The sequence below is a fragment of the Pantoea sp. SS70 genome, assembly GCF_029866845.1.
In the GTDB taxonomy this organism is placed as follows: domain Bacteria; phylum Pseudomonadota; class Gammaproteobacteria; order Enterobacterales; family Enterobacteriaceae; genus Pantoea; species Pantoea leporis.
Genome location: NZ_CP117201.1, coordinates 105,154 through 129,923 on the forward strand (window position 1 = coordinate 105,154; position 24,770 = coordinate 129,923).

The 24,770-nt window shown below is 51.4% G+C and carries 22 protein-coding genes and 1 pseudogene; 11 read left to right on the top strand and 12 right to left on the bottom strand.

Translation table 11 applies throughout. The features are described 5' to 3' along the window. Positions 1-1,046: 1,046 nt before the first annotated feature. Positions 1,047-2,092, top strand: a pseudogene (locus tag PO881_RS23600) (IS3 family transposase). Positions 2,093-2,330: 238 nt separating this feature from the next. Here PO881_RS23600 and PO881_RS23605 read toward each other — a convergent pair. The 6 genes from PO881_RS23605 to PO881_RS23630 all read right to left on the bottom strand — a co-directional run bounded on the left by PO881_RS23605 (position 2,331) and on the right by PO881_RS23630 (position 10,416). Then, positions 2,331-3,314 carry a ParB family protein gene (locus PO881_RS23605; protein WP_280173335.1) on the bottom strand — a complete coding sequence of 328 codons (984 nt, stop codon included), beginning with the start codon at positions 3,312-3,314 and terminating at the stop codon, positions 2,331-2,333. After that, a complete protein-coding gene (locus tag PO881_RS23610) occupies positions 3,311-4,519 on the bottom strand; it encodes an AAA family ATPase (RefSeq protein WP_280173336.1) in 1,209 nt (402 codons plus the stop codon). Before PO881_RS23610 ends, PO881_RS23605 begins: the two co-directional genes overlap by 4 nt. Positions 4,520-5,691: 1,172 nt before the next feature. Continuing rightward, positions 5,692-6,966 (bottom strand): translesion error-prone DNA polymerase V subunit UmuC, encoded by a 1,275-nt coding sequence (gene umuC, locus PO881_RS23615; RefSeq protein ID WP_280173487.1) that lies wholly within the window; start codon positions 6,964-6,966, stop codon positions 5,692-5,694. Positions 6,967-6,974: 8 nt separating this feature from the next. Next, positions 6,975-7,424, bottom strand: coding sequence for a translesion error-prone DNA polymerase V autoproteolytic subunit (umuD, locus tag PO881_RS23620; RefSeq protein ID WP_280173337.1), 450 nt, complete (start codon positions 7,422-7,424; stop codon positions 6,975-6,977). Positions 7,425-8,740: 1,316 nt separating this feature from the next. Then, positions 8,741-9,535, bottom strand: coding sequence for a malate dehydrogenase (locus PO881_RS23625; protein ID WP_280173338.1), 795 nt, complete (start codon positions 9,533-9,535; stop codon positions 8,741-8,743). A 110-nt stretch (positions 9,536-9,645) separates the two neighbouring features. Then, a complete protein-coding gene (locus PO881_RS23630; RefSeq protein WP_280173339.1) occupies positions 9,646-10,416 on the bottom strand; it encodes a hypothetical protein in 771 nt (256 codons plus the stop codon). A gap of 163 nt (positions 10,417-10,579) precedes the next feature. Here PO881_RS23630 and PO881_RS23635 point away from each other — a divergent pair, with 163 nt between their 5' ends. Next, positions 10,580-10,951: a hypothetical protein gene (locus tag PO881_RS23635; RefSeq protein WP_280173340.1), complete on the top strand. Its 372-nt coding sequence runs from the start codon at positions 10,580-10,582 to the stop codon at positions 10,949-10,951. A 68-nt stretch (positions 10,952-11,019) separates the two neighbouring features. Here the strand turns inward: PO881_RS23635 and PO881_RS23640 are convergent, their stop codons facing one another. Further along, a complete protein-coding gene (locus PO881_RS23640; protein ID WP_280173341.1) occupies positions 11,020-11,634 on the bottom strand; it encodes a type II toxin-antitoxin system RelB/DinJ family antitoxin in 615 nt (204 codons plus the stop codon). 902 nt (positions 11,635-12,536) lie between these two features. Between PO881_RS23640 and PO881_RS23645 the strand changes: the two genes are divergently transcribed. Continuing rightward, entirely contained in the window at positions 12,537-14,081 is a 1,545-nt protein-coding gene (locus PO881_RS23645) for a methyl-accepting chemotaxis protein (RefSeq protein ID WP_280173342.1), read from the top strand. Positions 14,082-14,329: 248 nt separating this feature from the next. Here PO881_RS23645 and PO881_RS23650 read toward each other — a convergent pair whose 3' ends face one another. Both PO881_RS23650 and PO881_RS23655 read right to left on the bottom strand, forming a co-directional pair. Beyond that, complete coding sequence (locus PO881_RS23650) at positions 14,330-15,079, bottom strand: alpha/beta hydrolase (protein ID WP_147199095.1); 750 nt, start codon at positions 15,077-15,079, stop codon at positions 14,330-14,332. A 238-nt stretch (positions 15,080-15,317) separates the two neighbouring features. Next, on the bottom strand, positions 15,318-15,548 hold the full coding sequence (locus tag PO881_RS23655; protein WP_280173343.1) for a hypothetical protein: 231 nt from the start codon (positions 15,546-15,548) through the stop codon (positions 15,318-15,320). A gap of 297 nt (positions 15,549-15,845) precedes the next feature. Here PO881_RS23655 and PO881_RS23660 point away from each other — a divergent pair, with 297 nt between their 5' ends. From PO881_RS23660 to PO881_RS23680, 5 genes are all read left to right on the top strand, one after another. After that, positions 15,846-16,775 (top strand): DUF1281 domain-containing protein, encoded by a 930-nt coding sequence (locus PO881_RS23660; protein WP_280173344.1) that lies wholly within the window; start codon positions 15,846-15,848, stop codon positions 16,773-16,775. Positions 16,776-16,811: 36 nt separating this feature from the next. Continuing rightward, the gene (locus PO881_RS23665; RefSeq protein ID WP_280173345.1) at positions 16,812-17,057 is read left to right on the top strand and encodes a hypothetical protein; all 246 of its coding nucleotides are present in this window, start codon (positions 16,812-16,814) and stop codon (positions 17,055-17,057) included. Between the two features lie 320 nt (positions 17,058-17,377). Further along, positions 17,378-18,022, top strand: a complete 645-nt coding sequence (locus tag PO881_RS23670) for a DNA methyltransferase (RefSeq protein ID WP_280173346.1) — start codon at positions 17,378-17,380, stop codon at positions 18,020-18,022. A 13-nt stretch (positions 18,023-18,035) separates the two neighbouring features. Then, positions 18,036-18,269 (top strand): hypothetical protein, encoded by a 234-nt coding sequence (locus tag PO881_RS23675; RefSeq protein WP_280173347.1) that lies wholly within the window; start codon positions 18,036-18,038, stop codon positions 18,267-18,269. Between the two features lie 316 nt (positions 18,270-18,585). Further along, complete coding sequence (locus PO881_RS23680; protein ID WP_280173348.1) at positions 18,586-19,224, top strand: TetR/AcrR family transcriptional regulator; 639 nt, start codon at positions 18,586-18,588, stop codon at positions 19,222-19,224. Between the two features lie 341 nt (positions 19,225-19,565). On the opposite strand, the gene PO881_RS24115 is transcribed toward PO881_RS23680, so the two are convergent. Next, positions 19,566-19,892: a GrpB family protein gene (locus tag PO881_RS24115; protein WP_348273505.1), complete on the bottom strand. Its 327-nt coding sequence runs from the start codon at positions 19,890-19,892 to the stop codon at positions 19,566-19,568. Between PO881_RS24115 and PO881_RS23690 the strand changes: the two genes are divergently transcribed. Next, positions 19,837-20,972 (top strand): IS3 family transposase gene (locus PO881_RS23690; protein ID WP_277975161.1). Its coding sequence is split into 2 segments (ribosomal slippage): positions 19,837-20,092 and positions 20,092-20,972, totalling 1,137 coding nucleotides; the frame shifts between segments, so codons are not numbered across the junction. The genes PO881_RS24115 and PO881_RS23690 overlap by 56 nt on opposite strands. Positions 20,973-21,127: 155 nt before the next feature. On the opposite strand, the gene PO881_RS23695 is transcribed toward PO881_RS23690, so the two are convergent. Both PO881_RS23695 and PO881_RS23700 read right to left on the bottom strand, forming a co-directional pair. Beyond that, entirely contained in the window at positions 21,128-21,496 is a 369-nt protein-coding gene (locus PO881_RS23695; RefSeq protein ID WP_280173350.1) for a DUF4440 domain-containing protein, read from the bottom strand. 145 nt (positions 21,497-21,641) lie between these two features. Further along, positions 21,642-22,613: an IS110 family transposase gene (locus PO881_RS23700; RefSeq protein WP_280173351.1), complete on the bottom strand. Its 972-nt coding sequence runs from the start codon at positions 22,611-22,613 to the stop codon at positions 21,642-21,644. A 615-nt stretch (positions 22,614-23,228) separates the two neighbouring features. On the opposite strand from PO881_RS23700, the gene PO881_RS23705 reads away from it, so the two are divergent. Next, on the top strand, positions 23,229-23,663 hold the full coding sequence (locus tag PO881_RS23705) for an antirestriction protein (RefSeq protein ID WP_280173352.1): 435 nt from the start codon (positions 23,229-23,231) through the stop codon (positions 23,661-23,663). 43 nt (positions 23,664-23,706) lie between these two features. After that, a complete protein-coding gene (locus PO881_RS23710) occupies positions 23,707-24,084 on the top strand; it encodes a DUF1380 family protein (RefSeq protein ID WP_280173353.1) in 378 nt (125 codons plus the stop codon). Positions 24,085-24,770: the final 686 nt, after the last annotated feature.

The following is a 24,770-nucleotide window of genomic DNA, read 5'->3' on the forward strand; positions in this document are numbered from 1 at the left end:
ATTGCCAATTTCTGGTGCTATTTTCGATGCATAACTATTTAGAACTAAGAGTCCAAGAGATTACAAGCGAAGCTGAGCCCTTTAGCAGAAAGGCTAAGCTCAAATAATCATCTAAATGATTTATTAACAGGTAAATCAGGCGTTTACTCACTATAGCAGTCATTATGTTCTCATTATAAAGGTCCTCAGTGCTCTCTATAGCGGTCAAGTTGCTCGCTACAATAGTCATTACGCTCTCTACAGCAGTCATCTATAGGGGTTTAAGCCTTTAACACCATGGCCTGCAGCGATTTAGGGATCTGTTTAGGATCTTGATGGGATCATATTAGGATCAAATTATTGGATCTGGCCTGTGGATAACGTGGATAAAGTCCAGACGAACGATATAACCATTAGCTTATGAAAAATATTGGAGATTTAGAGGATAATAGCTAAGCACGATCTTTATAGACTACGAATTAGCGTACTTGTGCAGGGCTGCCTAACCGTAAAAAGCCAAGGAGCGCCACTACACAAAAGAGTTCTTACTCTTGGCTAATTGACTCGTTAGTTTCGTGTATCAAAACACGGACAATAGGTAGTTTTATGAATAAAATGTCGGGGATCGGAGGATGACCGAGTCGTACTTACTGATGCTAAATGCATGGTTTGAATATTAAATTTTTCTGATTACTTGGTTTGTAAATCAAGCCTTAAGACCATTTTTTATGGGTTAAAGACCACTGTAGAGAGAAGATAAATTCTCTAATCTTGTAGGCTGAGAAGTCTGCATTCATACACAAGACGTGCTTGTTGCTTCTTAAAATGACCGCTGTAGAGAGTAACTTACTCGCTATAGTGGTCGTCACTGAAAAAGTACTAACAAAAGTCTGCTAACACGTGCATTTAATGAAGGAGCTGAATTTACGGAAAACGCTGCTGTTTTCTAAGCCATCAACAGCTGCTAGTTGACCAGATCCTCGTTTATTAATACCCCTCGATGTTAGTAATGTCTTCATTAGTCACATGAGGACGTCCCCGTTAAGAAGCGATTTTCCGACGAACAGATCATTAGTATTCTCCGCGAGGCCGAAGTCGGAGTTTCGGCCCGGGAACTCTGCCGCAAGCATGCTATTTCAGAAGCTAACTTCTACACCTGGCGCAAGAAGCTTGATGGTATGGAAGTTCTCGAAGTAAAGCGGCTCAATTCACTTGAAGAGGAGAAGGCCCGCCTCAAGAAGTTGCTAGCTGAAGCAATGCCGGATGAGAAGGCACTTCAGGTGGCTCTGGGCCGAAATTTCTGACGACAGACCAGAAGCGGGAAGCTGTGGAGGCCATGTGTGAAGCTACGGATCTGTCACAACGTTGAGCCTGCAGGTTAGCAGTTCTGTCCCTTTGAATCTGTCGTTATGCGGCTCAGCGTCCGGCTGCTGACGCGCAACTGTCTCTACGCATTACAGAGCTGGCAAGTGAACGCCGCCGCTTTGGTTATCGACGCATCTGGCAGCTACTGCGCCGAGAGGGCTTTCACGTCAACCATAAGCGGGTATATCGCATCTATCATCTCAATGGCCTGGGCGTAAAGCGCAGGCGACGCCGTAAATGGCTGGCAACTGAGCGGCTTCCACTTCTTCGTCCGGATGCGCCAAATCTGACATGGTCGATGGATTTTGTCATGGATGCACATGCCAGCGGCCACCGGATTAAGTACCCGACCTGCGTGGATGATTTAACGAAGGAGTGTCTGAGGATCACCGCTACTTTCGTTATTTCAGGCGTCAGGTCACGCGTATTCTGGACAGCATCGCGCTGGTTCGGGACTATCCGGCGACAATAAGAACCGATCAGGGCATGGAATTCACCTGCCGCGCGCTCGATCAATGGGCCTTTGAGCATGGTGTGGAACTACGGCTTATCCAGCCAGGTAAGCCAACACATAACGGATTTATTGAGAGTTTTAACGGATGCTTTCGCGATGAGTGTCTGAATTAACACTGGTTCAGCGATATTCTTCATGCCCGGAAAACGATTAATGACTGGCGGCAGGATTATACGAGTGTCGTCTCCATTCATCCTGTATTACCAGACACCAGCAGAATTCGCAACGGACTAGCGAAACGGGAAATATGAAGAAAAACCAACCGACATTACTAACTTAAGGTTGTATCTAATCCTGGGGCAGGTCAGCAGTTATCTGGGAATTTCAATGTGAAATATTTATAAAATTTGTAATAATTACAGGAATTTACAGTGGGTTTTTATAGGGGGAGCATTTCACTTTTTCTGATTGCTTGAGTGAGACACAAACAGCTCACAGGCTGAAGAGTGTCTCTTTCATATGATGGTATTAATTAGCTATTACTTTCAGCCTGCATTCGCGCTATTACTTCTTTAACAGCAGCATCGAGCTCCGCCTGATAAACTGCTGGAAGGCGAGCAAACTCATATGTAACGAGTCGCTTTTCTGAATCAGTCTTCTTACGCGCGAACTGCTTCTTATCCGCAAAATCCGCCATCTTTATAGTCACGACTTTAGAGGCTGGTTTGCCGCTTTTTAGGCCAGCGACTTCAGTGCGGAAATAACCAATAATCTTGGCTTTGTAAGCCGTCTCATCAACCTTCAAATTGGTATCTTCGTCCATTTTTTCAAGGACGTTAATCACAAGGTCGCTGATGGAGATGTTTTTAACGTTGGCCTTCTCCGCTACATCAAGCAAAGCCTGATAATCGCTGATTGAAAGCTCGTTAACGGAGGGGAACACGCCGATCATTTCATCGGGCACTGATGCGGCCTGAAAAGCGCGGGTGATTTTAGCGGGCGATATGCCCTCTGCCTTCGCCATTTCAGACTGCGTCGTTCCTTCCGGATACATCAGCTTTAGTCGTTTACCCAGTTCACGTAATGTGTGCTCTTTCGCCGTCTGGATATCGATCGCCAGTTGACGGGCATCAGCCAGTGATAAATCGTCTTTAGTCACCAAAACATCAAAAGCCGCGCCATTAAATATACAGGCTGCACGGCGGCGAGAGCCATCCAGTACTTCAATCCGCCCTTCTACTTCTCTGCCGATCGCCGGGAAGAATTGTTGAAGCTTAATAGTGCGGGCAATGTCACTAACCGACTCCTTGGTGATGAATGACTGGTCACGGCCGTTTACGCCGGCATCAACGAAAGTTTGCTTTTCAATTTCATCGTGAAGTACATGTGTGAGCGTAAAACTTGCTTCCGCACCTGATTTCAGGACAAAAGTTCGGTTGCCGTCTGTCTCGCTTAATTTTTTAGAAAAGCTGGATTCACTTACTGAACGCCCTAGCCCTTTCAGCTCTTTCTTCATTTCATTCCCCTCACGAACTCAATTCTTTTAAATACTGCCTGCGTAAACCGTTCCGCCTCGCGCTTTGCATTTTTCAATGCTTCCGTACTACCTGGATATGACTGAGGATCGGCACTGACAATTGTGTCAAAGGTTTCACCGCAGCGTTCAAACCCATCAAGGCGTGGCAATGTCGCGTCCAGAATGTATGACGTGAAGACGTCTCGCGCTAAACCATGCGTCATTTCATGGTCACGCTTGGAGGTCATCTTCGACATAAATCCAATGTTGCCTTTGATTCTTGGAGTAATGCCTTCATCCTCAAGCTTCTCCAGCATTTCTGGTAAACGAGTCAGATATTTTAATGTGGAGTGGAAATCGACCTGAGCTGGCGGCGTCGGTGTTAAAAGCAGATCGCTCGCAGCAATAGCATTAAGCATAAAGGCATCTAGGTGTGGCCCGGTATCGATAAAAATGAAATCGTAGTCCTTACCGACGCGATCAATGATATTGCGGCGCAGTACTTCCGAAGGCTTCATTGCAGGCAGGTGCTCGCTAACGAGTTCCTTCCATTGACTGGCCACGAAGCCATCATCAATGGACGCCGGAATAATATCTACGCCGGGGATGATGGTAGGAAGAATAATGTCTTCCTTTATCTGTTCCGCATCCAAATCATTCAACATGGCCTGCGCTGCGGTTTCCATGATGGAACCAATGCTGCTTGAATGATTAAGGAACATCGTGCTGGATGCCTGCGGGTCAAGATCAACAACCAAAATGCGCAGGTCATATTGCAGGAGATCGGGATGAACGCGCAGCCCATGCGCCAGCGTTACGGTGCTAACCGTCTTGGACACACCACCTTTAAGATTGACGACGAAAATAGTGAACGGACCATCCTCTTCGTGTAGCTCACGATATTTGGGCACTTTACGGTGTTCATAGATGTCTACGACGTCCTGAACTGTCAGAGCGTAGTGCTTAGCATTGCCAGCATCTTTTTTTCCGAACACATGCCCTTCTTTTTCCATTTCTGCAATCGCCTGCTCTACCGCGCGGCGACTCAGTTTTGGCATGTTTGCCACAGTATTACGCGTATAAGTCTGGTAATACTTATCTAGGCCAAACTCGTGACGCTTCCCTATTATGTCATCGCTCATACTGCGTAGCATTGCGGTCGCCCTGCGGGCTGTTTCATCCACGCCACCATAAGTACTTTTCATCACTCATCTCCATTGGCAATCATTGAAGCGAGTGTACATTTAAATTTTGTGCGTGCAACTTTTTTTGATATTCATAAAATTGTTGTACTGACATGATTTTCTACATCGATGTCCATTATTGTGTTTAAGATATTCCTGATGACCGCCCTTCGCTGTTAATAATCGGATTCGCTTTTTGCTGTGTAGAGAATGAGCTGCTAATGAGGGACTGCCTCACTTCACATTAGGGCTTCAGGTGCAGGTATGGTGATGAAATTTCATATAGTAATCCCCGGCAAAAAATATTTTTAAGTCATTGTATGTATTGTCAAATATTGTGATATTTCAATCTGAAATTCCCATGATTTCAATGTCATTAATGATGTGAGGGGGGCTTTCAATTGATAATCAAATTTGTTTTTACTTATCATCAATAAACTTTTGCTATTGGTATACTCTTCCAGTTAGCAGTTCATGCCGTTGAAAGACTCTCTCATTTAATATTCCATTATGTATTAACGACCTGCTTCACAAACCATACGTTTTCGCGCCAGATTGGTTAATGTCGTTAAGAATTTCAATTAGCTTCTCGCAGCTTGCTTTGGCCTACCGATCCTTAAACAGCCTTAGCTAACTGACGCCACTTGGTGTTACTTCCTAAAGCGAAGTCTTGACCCACTGAGAAATTGAATATTTAACCTTGTTTAAAGTCATCCATCGGGTGCTTTTAGGCTAAAAGAACAATTATTACTTCTGATGGCAAGTGGCCATTTATATACATATGCTGCCTTCTCTGCGTATGCAGAAAAGAGCGCTCCGTTTCAACCTCAAGCTACTTAGACGTTACGGCACTGACATCACCCTTGAGGCTTCTGTCAGTCCGGAAATGAAAGTGAACCATTACGTCGAGATTGTCGTCAGAGCAAAAACTGTCATCGGGCGTAGCCTCAAACTGCGTGAGAATATGGCGATTGGGTAAAAAAACGCTGAGGATGAATCAGGGAGAATAATCATTGGTAATAACGTGACGATTGGCGCTATGGCCTTTGTGAATAAAGATGTGCTGGCTAAAAGTGGTCTACTGTGAAAAAAGCACGGAGGTCCGGCCAAAGTAATCGAGACTGCTGATGCGCTGCTCATCACGGGCAGCGCTGATAACGATCGGCTTCTTATCCCGATTTGTTCGACAGACCTTATCTGACAAATGCCACAGGGATATCTTTCCAGTTTGTGGTCCAGGCAGGGGAAAGCAGCTCCCGTTTCATTTTCCACTCGTTGTTCACACCCTGACGAGCAAACCACAGGTTTCCCAGCCCGGACTGGTTAATACCGTCCAGCACCTTCATCAGCTGCGCACTGTTTTTTCTCGGCTGATCTTCATCGAACAGGTTCAGCTGGCTGACGCCATGCGGCGTAAAGTCATCAAGCATGATGCCTGCAGTCATATAACGGCGACCTCCCAGCCAGATGCGGTCCAGAGATCGCATAGCCACCTCAATGACGTCACGCGTGTCCTGCGTCGGACGCGGGAGCTTCTCGCCGGCGCTGTTGCCGTAGAACACCTCATCTTTCGCATGCGGCGAGGTCCGGATAAATACGCCAACGTGCCGGCAGAACTGACGCTCTTTCCTGAGCTTCTCCGCTGCGCGCGCGGCGTACTGGCAGAGCGCCTCCTGCATGGCCACCTTGGTGGTGATGCGTTCGCCGAAAGAGCGACTGGAGACGATCTGCTGTTTCGCCGGCGGCATCTCCTCGATGGGAATGCAGGATTCGCCGTTGAGTTCGCGCACGGTTCGCTCAAGCACAACGCTAAAATTTTTGCGGATGAGGGCAGGGTGCGCTCGCGCCAGCTGCAGAGCATTTTCAATACCCATCAGGTTAAGGCGCTTGCCGATGCGACGCCCCACGCCCCAGATTTCCTCTACGGGCTGATTCAGGAGAAGGGTTTCGGTTCTTTTAGAATTGCCGGGCGTCAGCGCAAGCACGCCGCGGAACTGCTTCCACTCCTTGCTGGCCCACTGCGCAGATTTCGCCAGAGTTTTGGTCGGCCCCATGCCGACCCCCACGGTCAGGCCGGTTGTGGCCAGTACGTGCGCGCGCAGGCGCCGCCCGAAATGTTCAAAGTCCTCGCAGCCATCTATGCCGGTTAAATCGAGGAACATTTCATCAATGGAATACTGTTCAACCCGGGGCGTCATTTCTTCCAGCGCTGTCATAATGCGCTGCGAAAGCGAGTGATATAAGGCGTAGTTGCTTGAAAATACGTGAACTTTCTCAGAGTATTCCTGAGCTTTAAGCTGAAACCACGGCATGCCCATTTTGATACCCATGGCGATTGCTCCGACCGATCTTGCGATTACGCAGCCATCGTTATTACTCAACACAACCACGGGTTTGCCGCGCAGGTCCGGCCTAAACAGCGCCTCGCAGCTGGCATAAAACTTGTTCGCGTCGGCTATTCCAAACATAGGCATGGTTACCTCCGGCGTGCGCGCGTACTGTTGAAAAACCATGTGACCACGCCAAGCAGCTGCAGCTCCTCCGGATAGATGATGGGGTAGGCCGGATTCATGGGCAGCAGCGCAAGACACGGCTGCAGCTGAAGGCGCTTGACCGTGAATTCGCCGTCTACCTCCGCGATGACGATGTCGTTGTGCGCGGCCTCTTCTGCCCGGTCAACCACCATGACGTCGCCATCAAACAGGCCGAGATCCTGCATGCTGTTGCCGCTGGCGCGTACGAAGAACGTCGACGCGCGCCGGCGAATGCAGAGCTCGTTGAGATCGAGCTCTTTTTCGACGTAGTCCTGCGCCGGAGAAGGAAAGCCGGCGGCGCAGGGGTCAGCAAACATTGGCACGCGCATGCGCGGCGTGAATATGGGTGGCCAAAGCAGCATTAGGCCGGAAGCGTACGCCGCGGGTTTCATGTTGCTGCTCCCGGGATGTACACAGGATGACGGGTGAGTGCTGTATGTAAGTCGCGCATAAAATCCTCCTCATAATATTACTGTTTATGCATACAGTATTAAGGGGCGGGATTTAGATGGCAAGAGGAGACATGCAGTTACATGCCGTAAACGGTTTTATGTGGCTGAGAGGCAGGCGAAAATTTTTTTGAACCCGACCAGACATCACCTATGATGAGGCAGGGCGAGAGATGCGTATGGATGCGTTCTCTGGCTGTACTCCAGCAGCCTGGTCTTCCGCGGCCGGGCTTCTTAAACTGCTTTATCTGATTTCGGGCCGGGTGCGTAAGTAGTCTCTGCCGGCTCCGGTGAAATGACGCTTCCTCGCACGGCTGTTCGTTCTTCGCGCTGCTGCGGTACGCCTCAGCAGTGACTACGGCGAGCGTTGCGGGCTGACAGTTAACGGCAGATATTTCTTTCCGGACCCGTTGTGTAGGGCAGGCGAATCGCCTGAATCTGGAAAACTCTCCCTTTAATTGTCCGGGGCAACCTATGGATGGCCACACCTCTCCCGTACGCTTTCTCGCTTATCTTCTGGCTGAGCACGACGTCTCCGTTTCGTAGCTGTGTGACCGCAGCGGGCTAGACAGCGATATCGTCTGGGATTTTCTGGCGGGGCACCTGCCGGTGAAGCAGACGCTGGCCGACCAGCTGGGCATCGTTTTTCACTCCCCCCGGATTCTGGCTCACCCGGCAGGCACTTTGGGGCAGGACGGATGCAGGGCCCCGGACAGATGGAGACGGTGCGCGGCTGTGCTAAATTAAGGCTCGCCGGTACGGGTTATAGGCTCCGTATTTCACCAGGGGTTAAATAAACTGTCCCCGTACCGGCATCCTTCCCCGTAATGCTTCTTAACTACGGACCTCCGCATGGCACTCTCAGCCAAGCATACATGCGGCTGGCCATCAGTTTGCTGGAGTTCAAAAAGGGCTGTTTATAAGGAAAAAACGTTCCCTGCGGCGGACCCCCGCAGGGAAAAAGAGTTGTCTGGTGAGCCGGCTTATCGTGCGAGTATACTGAGTTTAGCAGCGGACGTGCGTCCGTACCGACGGCAATTCAGGTTCGTCAGCTGAGTGCCAATAGCAGACGTTCAAGTTATTCTGTCCAGTGCTGGCATTCTGGTTGCACCAACTACACGGACATACTGAAAAATGCTGGCATAACTTTCGGCCGGGCGCGCAGTCAGTAGCTGAACCGATGGTAAATATGCTCTGCAACGTTCTTACAACGCCATATTGGACGCTCAGGTTATTCTGTCCAGGTGGTAACTTGGCAATCAGAACTGAGCTATCACCACTCTGGTCTTTCCTTTTGCATCACCTCGCTCAAGATCGCTTATAACACCTTTGGGGTTTTTCACCCAGCCTTCAGGATCATACACAAAACAGATCAGCGTCTCGCAGTCAGGATGTTCACGGTAGCGTGCCATATCTATAATCAGCTCCTCTCCAATTTGACGTGCACCCAGAGATTTTCGGGTTTTTTTCACCTCTAAGACTATTTTCTCCTTCTTCAGAAGAAAGTCCTGCCTGGATGATGAACCTGCATAACTGGGTGAAGCCTCTTCATCCCTGATATCATCAAAATGCAGCGTCAGAAGCGCATGAACCAGATCCTGAACGTCATACTCGTCGTTCACCTCAATAGTTTCTCTTTCGTTATGTCGCATTTTTAACTGACGGCAGAATGCAGGAAACCTTTCAAGCACATTAATAATCAGATCTAATCTGTCAGTTTCTTGATATACCGGACTTGAATTCAGGGGTATGGCATAAACCAGGTCAGCTTTAGCGGCATCGAAAGCCGGTTTCAGTTGGGTGGTGAGAATCTCATGGTTTGAAGCGTAAAATCCTTTCTGCGCATTAATAAAATCTTTATAAAAGTCAGAATCCTTTCCATAGCTGTCTTCCAGTAACTTTTTTACCCGTCCGATCCATGTTTTGTATTTTGCGGAATCCACATACATTTTATTTGCGTTAAGCATGGAATTGAACTTTAGATATTTGGTTGCTAATACGTCCTCGTAATCATCTTCAAGTAAGTCATACCGTTCTGCTATGGTCTTCTGCATTATGGTGTCATCTTTAGTGCTAAATGAGTGAATACTAGGATTCTACCATGTAGCTGCTTTTCACTCATATTGGACACTCAGGTTATTCTGTCCAGTACGGTGCATAATGTTCATAGCGGGGCGCGTGATGCTCCCGGAGGCAACGGAATTTCATAGCGGCCATGTTCGTTTTCGTACTGTCTTATGAAAGTGCCAACGTGGTTATCTAGCTTTTCAAAGAGAGCGATTAAGTCAGCAATTAGGGTTGCCACATATCCTTTATCGATGAGGATTTTGTGACGGTAAAGCCTGATATCACTCCGGCATTTGCAGTAACTCTCTATATCCGCATGTCGTTCAACCCGGTCTTTCTCTATCTCACCTTCTGAATGAACCAGAACATGCCGGATTTGCTCAACCTTAAGCATTTCCTCCCATAGCTTCCACAGTGAGCCACCTGGATTAATGCCGAAACCCGCCTCGTGTCGGAGAAATTTACGGTAGCTCCTGATGCAGACGCTACGAAAATACTTGCTGCTCATATCTGCCGGAAGCAGCCTGTTAACCTCGATGCAGAGTGTTTTAATCTGGTGTTCAAAGAAATTGTAGAGCGCGATCACCATCGACTTACGGTGTATCGTGGGATATATATCTCCAAACTCCTGAAACTCCGTGCTGAAGCTGCCAATGATCTCTTCATGATGACTTTCATCGTTTTTTTCAAGCAGGAGACTGATCTGGTTATCAACGTCAGAATTACTCTTCTGTATATTACCTTCCGCATACTTATCATAATCCGCGTAATTCAGCAGGTCATGAGTTGTAAAGTGACAGATATGACAGAGAGTTGTACCAAAAAAATCTATGATATTGGGATACTTAAATTCGATGTCTTGTTCCATCTTCAGCCCCTGAGAAGTAGAGTAAATATCTGACCATGAATTTCAGAAAAAGGAAACGCGCATAAATAACGATACGCTGGGCGGTCAGGAACTTCAGGACAAGATTTTTGCAGGACTTGTAATTTACGAGGGTAAACCCTTCATAGAGCGGTTCGGGCTGTTTATGGGCAAGGCGCAGTTGCTGGAGTTTGGCCTGAAAAAAATCCTCGTATCTCTTCCTGGATACAACCTTGATGAAGAAAAATTAGAGAGACTGACATTAGGACAGACCCGCGTTGAGCTAGAAAAGCTGGGGCTGCGCACGGACTATAACGCTTGCCTGAAATCCTTTACGAAACAGCGAAACACGATGGCACACGAGTTCCTGGCGAATTTTGCGATCACGCAACAGCTACTGGATGGAGCCGCGCTTATTCGCCCGTTTGAGCGTGAGTTAGACCACGCCTGTTACGCGGTGGAGCAGATGATCATCCTTTTCGACTTCATCAACAGTGCCGGTGACGTTACCGCCTGGCTTGAGCCTAAAGCCCCTTGATACTTCGTATGCTTTTCTCTCCATACTGGACAGGACCGTAATTCTGTCCATTACTGCAAAATTTCCCGTTACTGCCCGCCCACCATGTACGAATCCGGCACTGAATGCGGGCATTCAAGCATGTCTTCATCCCACACAGCTGGATGTGAAAAGGTCAGTATGAGTGCACTGGTGTACAGATCCCGCTGCATTGAAACTATCTGAGCGGAGTCAGAGGTCAGGCACAAGCGAATATCGCGCAGGCGGCCTTGCAGCTGCTCCAGGAACTGATCGACCCCGCCCGTTTCGTGATTCGCGCCAAACTCCGGCAGGGAGTGCGCGTACTGCGCAACGCTGCTCATGTGCTCGTCGAGGGTGTCATATGCCCGGCTGGCTTCGCTTTTTGCAAGTGACAGCGCCTTCTTCAGCGACGCGGGCTTGTCACCTTTTTCACTTAGCAGCTCCGCATAGCGCAGGTGTATATTGCAGATTCTGAGCTCCCGCAACAGGCGCAGGTAAATATCTTCGTCATTTTCCAGGGTGATGGTGGCCTGGACGGAGAACGGCAGCCTGCCTTTATCTGCCACGTACTGATAGAAGTGGTTCACCGCCTGAGACGGGGTGATGCCAAGAAGGATAAAAGCCTGCTCGGCCTGTTCTTTTATGTCGGCATCGATGCGAAAGTTTGCCTGCGTGGTTGTCATGATTGCGCCTCGTTATGTATAGCAACAGTGCTATTCATATAGCGTATAGCGAAACGTATAGCAAACTGATAGCGCCGTCTGACAGCCGTGTCATCGCTTTACGATTGCTGCTGGACATACCCGTCATTCTGTCCAGTAATCCCGCCTTTATCCTCCCACTTCTGTGAAAAAACACACTTGGACCCCCTGTGCCGGTCTCTACAGTGTTGATAGCTTTCGCATCGTACAAATCGTGCTTTTCTATATGGACGAAAGAGCATATTCGGAAAGAATGTCTAGTAACAAAGTCAGTCAGATCGGAATTAATCATCTTGCATGATTGCGTAATTTTAAAACCACCAGTATCTGTACATGATATGTCCGTTATTCGCTCATAGCGGACCTGCGGCGCGCGTCCGCTTCGTGCCAAAAGCGGAGGTTACTGACATCGGGATGCGGCGCGCGGAGCACAGTACATAGCAACGAAATCGCACCGAAATCATCACAGGCGTTTTTTCAATATGTTCAGGAAAAGACGCCGACAACTCCACTCTTCAGCAGAAACTCGCTGAGGTGCCCGGAAAGGTGCCATAGTAGTTTTATGTGAAACGCGCGATACATTGCAGGTCTGAAGAAAAATGATGCTGGCTGTGCTTATGTCCTTGCCTCCCCAGAAACACAAACTAATTAGTAAACGTTATGTATATTTCAGGTTCCTCCTGCCCCTGAGGGACAATTTTTTCTGGAGGTGACGAAACTGCAGAATCTTAGGATTCTGTCGGGCTTACTTCTGGACGTCGGGACAGTGATAAAGCGTCATAGCATCCCGCGGCAGGGTGTTATCAGGAGATTACATATTCAGCCTCATGTGCCGATAACAAAAATGACACCCATCATATTCACTCCTGATAACGAGAACCTTTATGAAAATATCGACACGACTTATATCAGGCTTTGGCCTGCTTATTTTCCTGTTTATCCTCTGCACTACGATTGCGCTCATGGCGCTCGCCAGAGCCAGCGACGGTATGGACGATGCCGTTAACGTCAAAATGAAAAAATATCAGCTTGTCCTGGATATGCGCGGTGGCATCAGGGATATGGGCATTGCGGTACGCAACATAGCCCTGCTCACTGACCCTCAGGCGATGAAGCCAGAATGGGAGCGATTACAGAAACAGGGGTCTCTGTATGAAGTCAATCATCGGGCATTGGTTGAGGTTATGAAAAGTGAATCAACCCCGGAAGACCGTGAGGTCATTCGCCGCATTAGTGATGCAGAAGGGCCAGCAATCTCTGCGCTGAAGCAGGCCGGCCAGCTCGGACTGGATAATCGTGCTCAGGAGGCGACTGCTTATCTGATGAATGTCACGCGCCCGGCTCAGACTATGTTGCTGAACGCCTTAAACGACATGACGCAGATCCAGCTGAAAAATACGCAGTCCGCCGTTGAGCAGAACAGCGCCGCGGCTGATCGCGCATCACTGACACTCGTTCTGCTCGCTGCTGTGTCCGTAGTGATTGCGCTCGTAACTTGCACTTTAACCATTCGCATGCTTATGCGCCAGCTTGGAGGGGAGCCTGCGCAGGCTCAGTCACTGGCGGCTACCATTGCCTCTGGCGACCTGACAACGTTTGTGACGCTGCGTCGCAACGACACGAGCAGCCTTATGGCGTCACTGGATGGCATGCAGGCAAACCTGCGGGGTCTGGTATCGCAGATAAAAGACTCGGCTGCTTCTGTGGCTATGGCGGCGGATGAGATATCGCAGGGCAATACGGAGCTCTCCTCCCGTACGGAGCAGCAGGCCGCTGCTCTGCAGGAAACGGCCGCCAGTATGGAGCAGCTGACCGCTACGGTGAAAAGCAACTCAGTGGGCGCACAGCAGACAGCTGAGTCTGCGCGCGAAACTGCATCTTTTGCCCGTGCGGGGGAAACCGATATGCAGCGTATGTCTGAAACCATGAACAACATTTCACTCAGTGCGGCTAAGGTACGGGATATCACATCGGTCATCGAGAGTATCGCCTTTCAGACCAATATCCTGGCGCTCAACGCAGCGGTGGAAGCCGCTCGTGCAGGCGAAGATGGACGTGGTTTTGCCGTTGTGGCAGGAGAGGTCAGAACCCTTGCCCAGCGCAGCGCCACCGCCGCACGGGACATCAAGCAGCTGATTGAACAGGCCGTAGAACAGGTAGAAAGTGGCGTTGAGGTGGCGGCAGGCACCGGACAAAGCATTCTGAGAATTGTCGGAATGGTGGGCGAGCTGGCTGAGGCTATGGATAACATTTCGCTCGCCTCTTCAGAGCAGATGCAGGGTATTTCTCAGGTCAGCATTGCTGTCAGCCAGATGGACGGCGTCACTCAGAATAATGCCGCGCTGGTTGAGGAATCCTCTTCTGCTTCGCAGTCACTTTCTGAGCAGGCTCACGCTCTTCGTGGAATGGTAGATACTTTTCGTGTATGAACACCGACGAGATACCTGCGAATGAAGCCCGCTACGCGGGCTTTTTTCATGCCCAGCGGGTAAGGGATGTTATGTTTAATGTGATGAAACTTTAGTCGTTATCAGTCAATGTCCGCTGTTCGCTCATAGCGGACCTGCGGCGCGCGTCCGCTTCGTGCCATGAACAGCCAGCCCTCCGTTATCGTCCGGCTCTGAGTATGGTGTTGGGCACCAAGCCGCGAAACTCAATTGAGTGCTGAATTTTACTGCTACTCACCGACAAAATTTGAAAGTGCAAGAGAAAGATAACCCGGTTGTTCCCATGACATGCAATGCCCACAATCATCAAGGATTACCGTTGAAATCCCTGACTTGACTAAATAATCGACATCGTCGTCTGGTAACGACCATTCACCGAAGATCAGCTGTTTACGCACTGGCAATTTAATAAATCGCTCAAGCCAGTCACCGCCTGCTATCAGACTTGAAGCACCTCGCCAGACCGCCCAAGGGGCATCAACTGCGAGGCTTCCCGCCCAGGGGCCTGATTCGTTTTCAATCATTTGTTTCCAGTGTTTGTTTATGAACTCTTCTTCACTGTGACTGCATATCTGCCGACTGAAAAAACCGCCCCCGGGCCTAAAATTAGGTTCAGATACCACAAGTCCCTCCATGCGATTTGTGATTAAGCCTGCCGCTTCAATACTGATACTCCCCCCCATACTGTGCCCGTAAATAAAACATTTATTCAACCCTAAATACCGTACTAACTCTGCCACCACACTGGCCTGGTCAGTGATTGAATAGCTGTAATCACGAGGTTTTTCACTATAGCCACACCCTGGCAAATCTATAAGAATCGCACGTCTTTTATTTAAACGAGGGTCTGTGGCGATAAGTGGATATTCGTACGAAGAAGCACACCCTAGTCCGTGCACAAATATCAGGGGTGTTCCGCTGCCGGGCAGATCCTGCCAGCGGACGAGACAATTTGCAGTGGATGAAAAGAAAGATTCCATAGAATTATCAATACTGGCTGAGTTTAAAGACGTCAGTATCTTTGCATTGAAGCCCGCAGACAAGGCTCAGATGTATAGGTTTCTGTTATTTACTGACCATCGATGGTCGTGTTTAGACCTGATCCTTTTTAATGAATACACGACTAAGCAAGCAAATTCTCTACGAGTAATGACAGCTACGGATGTCCGCTTTTCGCTCATAGCGGACATTCGCCTGACGTCAGTCCGCTTTGTCGGCTTAATACAAACAGCATCGTTGCCCACTCACCTGCCAAAATCGCTTCCAGTTTTCTTTTCCTGAGACCTCGGCCGTCATTTTCTGGAGCATCTGCAGCAGGAGGTCTTTGCTGAGCTGGTCGGATTTCAGCGCTGGCGTAAAGTTGATAAGCGACAGCGTAACAGTGGCCATCGCCACCGATCGCTTAACGCGTTCTGCGTTCTCGTAGTCTTTGTACGTGCGAAGGCTCACCCCGAGCTCTTCGGCAGCCCTGTCACGGCTCCAGAGCAGGCTCCGGCGCCCGTTCCTAAAAATGCCATGCAAGCTCCCTCTGTGCCATCGGGCCTGCACCGTGCCTTCACCTTAGCCGGGCCGCTGCGCCGGCAAGGGGTCTGTCGTCACCCGTTCCCCGCCGTACGCGGGACATTCAGTCCGCTCCGGCGGCGCGTGCGGCTTCCTCCCTCGCCCGTTGCCTGCTCCGCTTTGCGCCCGGCTTCCGTGGCGGCACGGTGCAGATGGTGCCGTGCAACCCTTAACGGAGGAGTCAACATGCCAAACTGGTGTGCCAACAGGCTGCGGGTTTCAGGCCCGGAATATCACGTAAAAAATGCGCTGGCGCTGATTGAAGGCGGGGAGGGCGTTCCGCTTTACGCGCGGGCGGCTGCAGAAGGGATCCAGCTCTTTCTGGCGGGCTGTGCCGGGCTGCTGCGCCCGGTGGAAGCGATGGACTATGCCCCGTATCCCGCTCTGGTGAAGGTGACAGGAAACGATACTCCGCAGAACCGTGCTTTTACACAGTGGGTGGCGCATCTGCGTGACGGCGCAGAACTGACGCCAGAAATCTGCAACAAGCTGCACGAACTGTGGCTGGCCAGCGGTCTGCAGCGCATGACGTGGTCATCGCTCTCTGCAGAGCAGCAGACGGTGATCGCCGGGCTGTGGCAGATAAAGCACGGTGACTGGTACTGGATGCGGGGTAATAACGGCCTCAGCGAGTCGTGGGACTGCCAGTGCCGCGAAGACGCGCTGCCGCTGCAGGCACTTCCGTTCGACATGCTGCAGCTGATCCCGCCGCGTCTTGATGCGGAGATAAACGGATATAACGGACGCCTGCTCCACGGTGTGCCGGACGGGTTTAGCGACGTAGTTGAGCGCTGCGGCACAAAGTGGCCACACGCGCACAATCTTGACGTGTCGCACTCCGGGCTCATCACTTTTGACGCTGATTTTGATACGCCCTGGTCGCCTCCCTCGCCGGACGTGCTGTCAGCGCTGAGCGAGCGTTACGGCGTCACCGTTGAGCACTGGTATGCCGAGTCCGGCAGCAGCTACTGCGGATGGGCTGTTTATGAAGCGGGCTGTCAGACCGGGGAATGCTGCGACTCGCTGGAGTGGGGCGATGAGGAAGACGAGTTCGGGTTCAGTGAGGTGACGGGCCCGGCATGGATCATTGACAACGTGGCCAGCTACGGCGGCTGAACAGGAGGCGGCGGGCGCAGGCCCGCCGGACAGAAAATGAATGCATCCCTGACCATTGAAAAACTGATCGAGCATCTGCAGAGGTTTGCCCCCGACACGCCCTGCGTGGGTCACTTCTGGATAGCTGACGACCTAATAGACGTGGCCCCGGAGCTCACGCCGGAGGAAGTGGTGGCCACCTTGGCGCTCGCTGACAACACGCTCGACGCTGAGAACAGCCTCAGCTGGTATTTCCTGCGCCACTGTGCCGACACGGTGCTGGCGCGCAGGTTGCTGAAGTAACTAAGGCGGCCGCCCGCGGGCGGCGCTCTTTACGGAAAGGAGAGAGACGTCGCTGCGCTCCACCTTCATGCCGTATCCCGTCCTGCGGCCGGAAAACGGCGGGTATAAAGTGCCGTGCCCTCACGGTAGCCGGGCTGCTTCGCAAACAAGGTAAGCTGGCGCCGTCCTGCTCACCCGTTCCCCGCCGTGCGCGGGACATTCAGTCCGCTCCGGCGGCGCGTGCGGCTTCCGCGTCCGCCCTTGTTTGCTCTGCTTGTCGCCCGTCTGTGTGGAGGTCACGGCACCACTACCGGTGCCCCTTCATACACAGGAGCATCACTATGTCTCGATTCATGCACGGCGACAGCGTACAGGTTATGGGCGGCTTTCCGGACAAGAGCATTGATTTCATCCTCACCGATCCGCCGTACCTGGTCGGCTTTAAGGATCGTTCAGGCCGCTCGATTGCGAACGATGTAAACAGCGAGTGGGTGCTGCCGGCAAGCCAGCAGATGTACCGGGTGCTTAAAGATGACAGCCTGGCGGTGAGCTTCTACGGCTGGAACCGCGTGGACATTTTTATGCAGGCGTGGAAAGCCGCAGGTTTTCGCGTCGTCGGGCATCTTGTCTTTACCAAACCCTATGCCTCTAAGTCGGCGTTCGTCGGCTACCAGCACGAGAGCGCGTACCTTCTGGCCAAAGGCCGCCCGCGGCTGCCGGCAAAGCCGCTTCCTGACGTCATGCCCTGGCAGTACACCGGCAACCGCCATCATCCGACTGAAAAACCGGTCAGCGTGCTGCGGCCGCTGATTGAAACCTTCACCCAGCCCGGCGCGATCGTACTGGACCCGTTTGCGGGCAGCGGTTCAACCTGCGTTGCCGCACAGGAGTGCGGCCGCCGCTGGATTGGCATCGAGCTCCTTGAGGAGTACCACGCCGCCGGCCTGCGCCGCCTTTACGCACATCGCGCCGCACGCGCGGCATAACGGAGACCGATAAATGCTTAATCTGACAGAACAACACGCGGCCGATCGTCTGGCTGACGATGTGGCCGATATCGACGAGACCCTGAGCGAGCTTTTCCTGCGGATCCACGCGATGCGCCAGCGCTGGCCGCGGGACAGCGACGTCCCAGCGGTGCGGCTGACGCTGCTGGCAGTTGACGATATCTGCGATTCCCTGAGGGATGCAGGCCGGCGCGCGGAGCAGCTGCGGGGGTGTCTGCGCAGATGACGGGATTCTGCGGGGCGGTTAAAAAGCAACCGCCCCCGGATATTCCCCCCGTTGCCTGGCCTGCACAAATGTATCCACAGGGTTCCGGGGCGGATATGCACCCCGGATGTGGACAAGACAAAAAGATACCCTCTTAACCTACAACCTGTTTCTCAACCAAAAGGCATATTTCTAACAGGGTTGTATTGATTGTCCTATATGAGCGAAAAGCAGACCCATTGTCTGCTTAGATGAGCTTCTTGCGTGAAATGGATAAAGGTACTTTTAATTGTAGATTGATCGATCTACAATTAATTCTCATTCTTGGGAGGGTTATATGAAAGCATCTGTTGGCAGACCCAGAGAATTTGAACCTGAGATCTTTCTCAATACGGCGCTTGAATGCTTCTGGCAGAAAGGATATCGGGCAACATCAATGTCAGACCTCATGAAAGCATCTGGTCTCGCAAGCGCCAGTATTTATAAGCTCTACCCTGATAAACGCGCAATCTATCTCGCGGCGTTACAACAATACATGGATGAAGGTGTTTCGAGGGGAGAAGAGCGCGGTGCGGAATTGTCTCCAGAAATTGCATTGCGCGAAACGCTGGAATTCGTGGCCCTTTTATCATCTTCACCTGATGGAGAAAAAGGATGTTTTACTATTGCCGCAGCCAGTGAACTGCTCCCAGGTGATGCAGATATAAAAAGTAAGGTTAATATTAAATTCAATTCAATAATCAATCAGTTAGAAGGTATATTATGCAAAGGTCAGACGCAGCAGCTGTTTCGGTGCGATGAAAGTCCACGAACAATGGCCGTGAGCATTTTTATGATGCTGGAAGGGATGCGAGTCTATGGAAAAATTCAACCAGACATTGACGATCTTAAAAGGTGTAACGAATTCATTGTAAGATCGGTGCTCTCAAACAGAATTGTTGATGGGAAAGACCTCTCCAGAGGGGCATCAACATGACGGAAGTGGGCACAATTGTTAGGCGTCGAAAAAGAAGGAAAACAATGGTTGTGCTCGAATGTGAAAATGGCATGGCTTTATGTGGCTGGATCGATAACGGCAAGTTTTTCAAAAGACGTTTTCCATTTTCTCAGTTGAAAATATGTGTACCTTACTCAAACTTTTGGCCTCTCACTTGAAGCGCTGGAATGCCCCCTCTCCGGTGCCTGAGGCTGACTGCCGCTCCCTTTAGCTGGCTGGTTTAGGTGCAGCTCAGAAGACCGCTGTGAGCAAACAACAGACGTTTACTGAGGACTACTAAATATTTACATCGTTTTATACATAACATTCCGGCAACGAACTCAGACAGCTAGCGCTAGTTGTTGATGACGCTCTATAAATTTCGCTTTGAGGGCGCTATAGCGATGAGCGTCGTTCCTGCTGAGTAATACAGCTGCGAGTTTTATCTCAGCATACTCTTCTGCAATGCCCTTGTTTCTTCGAAGATAATCACGGAAAGCGAGATGTCTCAATACCTGCATATCTCCGACTGCAAACGCATGGACTTGATGACTGGAGTGACCCCGAGCCCATAGACAAATCTGCCCTATATTTTGAGCATAGGAGGAGTCTATGGGCACACCACGATTTACCCCTGAGTTTAAAGAAGAAGCCGTCCGCCAGATCACGGAGCGGGGCTATTCCGTCGCCGACGTTTCTGAACGCTTGGGCGTCTCGCAACACAGCCTTTATAAATGGATCCGCTCTATAAAACCTGATGCTAGCGGGCACCAGGCGCAGGATCTGCTGGATGCCCGGACGGAGATCCTCCGGTTGAAAGCGCAGCTCAAGCGAACTGAGGAGGAGCGGGATATCCTGAAAAAGGCGGCGCGGTACTTTGCAAGGGAGCCCGACTAAAGTACCGCTTCATTAACGATCACCGTCAGGTCTGGTCGATCACACTAATGTGTCGGGTTCTGAAGGTTGCCCGTTCCGGTTTTTACGTCTGGCTCCACTGCCCGGTATCAGCCGGAGAGGAGGATAATCAGCGGCTGCTGACGCTTATCCGCGACTCTTATACCCTGAGTGGCGGCGTTTATGGATACCGACGGGTCCACAGTGACCTGCGAGAAATCGGAGAGGTATGCAGTAAAAACAGGGTAGCGAAAATTATGCGGCAGAACAGAATCAAGGCCGTACATGGCTATAAAATCCCGCGAGGAGCACGGGGACGTCCGTCAGTCATTGCTCCTAACCGGGTACAGCGGGAGTTCACAGTCGTTAAACCGAACCAGGTCTGGGTAACGGATATTACCTACATACGGACCTGGCAGGGCTGGCTGTATCTGGCCGTGGTGATAGACCTGTTTGCCCGCAATGTGGTGGGTTGGTCAATGAAACCCTCACTGTCGCGCGAACTGGCGCTAGATGCTCTCCTGATGGCCGTCTGGCGACGAAGGCCTGAGGAAACCGTTATCGTACACAGCGACCAGGGAAGCCAGTATGGCAGCGATGACTGGCGACGGTTCTGCCAAGCTAATAACCTGTCACCCAGCATGAGCCGACGCGGCAACTGCTGGGATAATGCAGTGGCAGAATCCTTCTTCAGTTCGCTAAAAAAAGAGCGTATCAGAAAGCGGATCTATAAAACCCGGGACATGGCCCGGGCTGATATCTTTGATTATATCGAAGTGTTCTACAACCGGACACGACGCCACAGCCACCTGGGAGGCGTCAGTCCAGAGGCCTTCGAAAAGGCCTCGTCGTGAGGACAGTGAATGTCTACGGGAACGGGGTCACTCCACCACCGAGCAATGTTTTTATCAGTAAACTTTCAGCTTCAAACATCCAAGGCCATCTATCATCGTATGGCACAACAATAATCTTCCGCATAAACACATTCTCTCTGCCCTACGTGTGCAACTCAACCCTGAACCCCGGCATTGCCTGCAGTCGGCGTTCCCTGGTGAAAAAACAGAGTCCACTGGCCCTCATCCGAACAAATCCAGTAAGAGGAACGTAATGCATGATGGCTGCCATCATCGTAAAACGTCCGATAGTGAAGCAGAGCGTAACCGCAGCCCATATCCGTAAGACGGAAATCACTGCTGAGAATATACGGTGCAGCCTTTTCACTTAACAGCGACGCAATGGTCTCTGACCGGTCGACCGTCACACCTGACCGGGTGATTTCACGGAATTCAGGATGAAGAATCAGTTCCAGCCACTCCGGATCATTGCGCCTGTCGCCGTGAAGGCAGCACTCAAGCAATCTGAGCTTCTCCAGAAGCATTCTGCTTATCCTCAAGTGATTAAGCCTGACATTCAAATTTACCATAACAGTTCATGCGCTACTTCCGCTTCTGGCACAAAGCAGCCTGTCTGCCAATTGAAGTTGGTTAAACCTTGCCTAATGCATGTCTGTCAGCTTTTCTCAGTCACTGATTAATACCCGCATTCACTGCAACGCGAGAGCTGAAACCTGTTCCCGATTTAAGTACCCCGAAAATTATATGGATTAGTTTTCGCATAACAGCCCCGACGACAAGCATTCTCGGTTTACCCGCACTCAGAAGACGCAGCCCGAATGCACGGATGTCCGGGTTGTGTTTAAGCGCAACCAGAGCAGGCATATAAAGCGCGCACCGGAGCTTAGCATCTCCCATTTTTGACATGCGAGTTTTACCCCGAACCGACGTTCCGGACTGGTGATGGCGGGGATTGAGACCCAGAAAAGCGGTCACTTCCTTAGCTTTTGTGAACTCTTTACTGGCCATGAAGGACAATATCAGGCTGGCTGAAACAGTGCCAATACCCGGAACAGACTGCAGGAGGTCGTTCTGTCTTTTCAGCTCAGGATCATTACTGATATGGTCTTTTATTGCCCGGCGCACCGATTCAAGCTCCATCTTTAAATGATTGATCATGCGTTCAACAGATTCCTGAGCGTCAATATCTGCATTTTCACGACGGTTGCATTCCATTCTGAGCATACCGTTCAGCGCACTGATACGTCTCACTAGAGCCTGAAGTTTTCTGACGGGGGCGGGCACAGGTCTCCATGGGTCTGGCTGCGCGGCTTTACAAAAGCGTGCAATCAGTCTGGAGTCTGCTTTGTCGGTTTTGGTTCGGGTAAGTTCAGAAGCCGCGAATCCCTTGATTCTTGCGGGATTAACTACGCTCACTTTCAGATTCTTTTCGTACAGAAAAGTAGCGAGGGCTGTACCATAGCTGCCTGTTGCTTCAAGGCATACATGAATGTCCGGAATGCTGTCTGCTTTAAGCCACTTGTACAGTGCTGTAAATCCAGCAGGGGTGTTTTCAAATGTCTTACACCTGTAAGCCCCGTCATAGAGTTCAGCTGCATCAAACTTCTTACTGGCAATATCAATTCCAATGTACACAGTCATAGCTTTTCCTCTTTTAGTTCAGCTGACCTACCTTGCAAATTCAGGCTCACCGGTTTACGGGGCCACAGATACCCTTCGGTCATACACTGAAAAGAGAGGCAAAGCGGCAATTATCTTTTTGACTGGCTCACTGGCCAAAGGATGTCGCCGGCCTGCTTTGCCCCGGTGTTAACTACAGAACCAATCTGTTCTGTGTGGGATAACTATACAAGGATGTCGCCGGCCTGCTTTGCCCCGGTGTTAACTACAGAACCAATCTGTTCTGTGTGGGATAACTATACAAGGATGTCGCGAGCTCCGCCGTTTATGCACGCCGGCGGCGTGCGGGAATAAACGTCCGTGCGGTCTGCGGCCAGTGCCGTGCCTTCACTTTAGCCCGACGGCGGCGTGTTCAAGAGCCGCAGGCTCTCCTCCTCCCCCGTTCGCACTCACTCCTGCGCGCTTACTCCCGTCGCGTCTCCGCTCATGCTTCGCGTCGCCGCCGTGCGTAATCACGCCTCCGTTCGCTTGCGCTGCGGCCTCGTCGTCGCTCTTGATCACGCCGCTGTCCGTCGGGCTGTCATTCAGGCACGGCACAGGCCGGAACTGTATCCCCTTTACCTGTGGAGGTTTCTGATGAACACAGCACTGCACGCGCCCCAGGGGGCGCGTTTTCTGGACGGCTTCGTAAAGCTGCGCTTTCTGCCTTCTCTGTTCGGCGATGATTTTATGCGCGCCGAAAACAACGTCTATCTGTACGCCGCGCGCTATCTGACGAACTACAACGGCGGTGAGTGGACTTTTGTTCACCTGGAGCAGGGCGGTGGATACATGATCCCGCCGGATGGCACCTGGCGGTTTGAGAATCCCGAAAACTGGTCTGTGGCAGAGGTCTCCGCTGACGCGGCGGGGATCATCATCACCGCGCTGGTTCTCAACCACCGCAGCTGGATGTATGACCGGCACGACGAGGAGGAGCTGTGTGCGCTGTTTTGCCGCCGCCACCGCCAGCTGATGGTCTGGGCAGAAACTCATCCCGAAGCCGCCGCCATTTTTCGCGCGCTTGACTGAACACTAACAGGGGCGGCAGAGCCGCCCACAAGGAGATAACACGATGCACGGTAACGTAAATGAAATCTGCGCCTGGCTGCTGGAGACCTTTCAGCCGGGCACTCCGTTCACCATCCTGGTATGGACGGAGGAGGACGTTCAGGATTCTACGGATTCAATGGCACTGACGGAGGAGGAGGCGCACGCGGTGCTGGATGAGATCGGCGAGCTTGATGATCACCGGCGCTACGGGATAGGCCGGGATACCGTGCGTGAGCTGGCGAGTCAGGTTCGCCGCGACAGGCAGGCAGCGCGGCACGTCACCCTGCCGGCCGCGAGCCTGAAGGTACTGCTGGAGCTGGCCGGAAAGGCTGGCGAAACGGGCGAGGGTACGGACGCTGAGGAGGCTATCCATCAGGCACAGGATGCCATGCGCGGGTAGCGCGTGGCAGGGCAGGGAAGCCCTGTGCCACATCAGGGCGCGTGAAAACCCCAGCCGCCTGAGGGCGGCGGCCGCTATGCGGCGCCTTCGGCGCCGTTTCCCGTGCTGCTGAAAACAGAAATAAGGCGTGGACACAGAGATATAGAAGCCAGCAGAAATCTGACAGGACTATACAGAAAGTTATTGAATTCAATGGTTTTAACTTTCGTTTTTACAGTGTGAAGGATAGCGATATTTATTACCCTGAGCTGCCGTTTTTTTACCGCCGTCAGTCTCAGAAACTGCACAGAAACGCATGCCTTCAGCCGGAGCCGGAGAGCGATTTCGGGCAGCTATAAAAATTAAAAATCCACTTAAAGGGCATGGCTCCACCTTCGGCTCCCCGGCAAGCCGGGTCGTCAAGCCCTACGTCGCTAAGCGGCAAGCCGCTAAGCGCCACCGAACCCCTGCGGGTTTCGGCCGCAGGCGGTTTCGGTCTGATGGCGAAGGTCAACGGCTGCAACCGGCTTGCGCCGGTGCGTTAACCGCCCCGGAAAAGGCCTCCGGGGCTTCAGGGCAGACCGCCGGGGCGATCCCTGACGGCTTTTACGGCATTCCGTCCTGTTCTTTCGCAGAGGGCTTTTCGTAGCACCGCCGGTTCGTTCAAAAAGGGGTGAAATGCACTCCGTCAAAAACTTTTTGCGGAA

What these genes read in the sequence shown, in the direction of transcription:
- PO881_RS23665 (WP_280173345.1), top strand. Translation starts at nt 16,812, where the DNA reads ATGAATGCATCCCTGACCATTGAAAAACTGATCGAGCATCTGCAGAGG.
- PO881_RS23705 (WP_280173352.1), top strand. Translation starts at nt 23,229, where the DNA reads ATGAACACAGCACTGCACGCGCCCCAGGGGGCGCGTTTTCTGGACGGC.
- PO881_RS23625 (WP_280173338.1), bottom strand. Translation starts at nt 9,535, where the DNA reads ATGCAGAAGACCATAGCAGAACGGTATGACTTACTTGAAGATGATTAC.
- PO881_RS23695 (WP_280173350.1), bottom strand. Translation starts at nt 21,496, where the DNA reads ATGCTTCTGGAGAAGCTCAGATTGCTTGAGTGCTGCCTTCACGGCGAC.
- PO881_RS23660 (WP_280173344.1), top strand. Translation starts at nt 15,846, where the DNA reads ATGCCAAACTGGTGTGCCAACAGGCTGCGGGTTTCAGGCCCGGAATAT.
- PO881_RS23650 (WP_147199095.1), bottom strand. Translation starts at nt 15,079, where the DNA reads ATGGAATCTTTCTTTTCATCCACTGCAAATTGTCTCGTCCGCTGGCAG.
- PO881_RS23610 (WP_280173336.1), bottom strand. Translation starts at nt 4,519, where the DNA reads ATGAAAAGTACTTATGGTGGCGTGGATGAAACAGCCCGCAGGGCGACC.
- umuD (WP_280173337.1), bottom strand. Translation starts at nt 7,424, where the DNA reads ATGAAACCCGCGGCGTACGCTTCCGGCCTAATGCTGCTTTGGCCACCC.
- PO881_RS23670 (WP_280173346.1), top strand. Translation starts at nt 17,378, where the DNA reads ATGTCTCGATTCATGCACGGCGACAGCGTACAGGTTATGGGCGGCTTT.
- PO881_RS23605 (WP_280173335.1), bottom strand. Translation starts at nt 3,314, where the DNA reads ATGAAGAAAGAGCTGAAAGGGCTAGGGCGTTCAGTAAGTGAATCCAGC.
- PO881_RS23645 (WP_280173342.1), top strand. Translation starts at nt 12,537, where the DNA reads ATGAAAATATCGACACGACTTATATCAGGCTTTGGCCTGCTTATTTTC.
- PO881_RS23630 (WP_280173339.1), bottom strand. Translation starts at nt 10,416, where the DNA reads ATGGAACAAGACATCGAATTTAAGTATCCCAATATCATAGATTTTTTT.
- PO881_RS23680 (WP_280173348.1), top strand. Translation starts at nt 18,586, where the DNA reads ATGAAAGCATCTGTTGGCAGACCCAGAGAATTTGAACCTGAGATCTTT.
- PO881_RS23675 (WP_280173347.1), top strand. Translation starts at nt 18,036, where the DNA reads ATGCTTAATCTGACAGAACAACACGCGGCCGATCGTCTGGCTGACGAT.
- umuC (WP_280173487.1), bottom strand. Translation starts at nt 6,966, where the DNA reads ATGTTTGGAATAGCCGACGCGAACAAGTTTTATGCCAGCTGCGAGGCG.
- PO881_RS23640 (WP_280173341.1), bottom strand. Translation starts at nt 11,634, where the DNA reads ATGACAACCACGCAGGCAAACTTTCGCATCGATGCCGACATAAAAGAA.
- PO881_RS23710 (WP_280173353.1), top strand. Translation starts at nt 23,707, where the DNA reads ATGCACGGTAACGTAAATGAAATCTGCGCCTGGCTGCTGGAGACCTTT.
- PO881_RS23635 (WP_280173340.1), top strand. Translation starts at nt 10,580, where the DNA reads ATGGGCAAGGCGCAGTTGCTGGAGTTTGGCCTGAAAAAAATCCTCGTA.
- PO881_RS23700 (WP_280173351.1), bottom strand. Translation starts at nt 22,613, where the DNA reads ATGACTGTGTACATTGGAATTGATATTGCCAGTAAGAAGTTTGATGCA.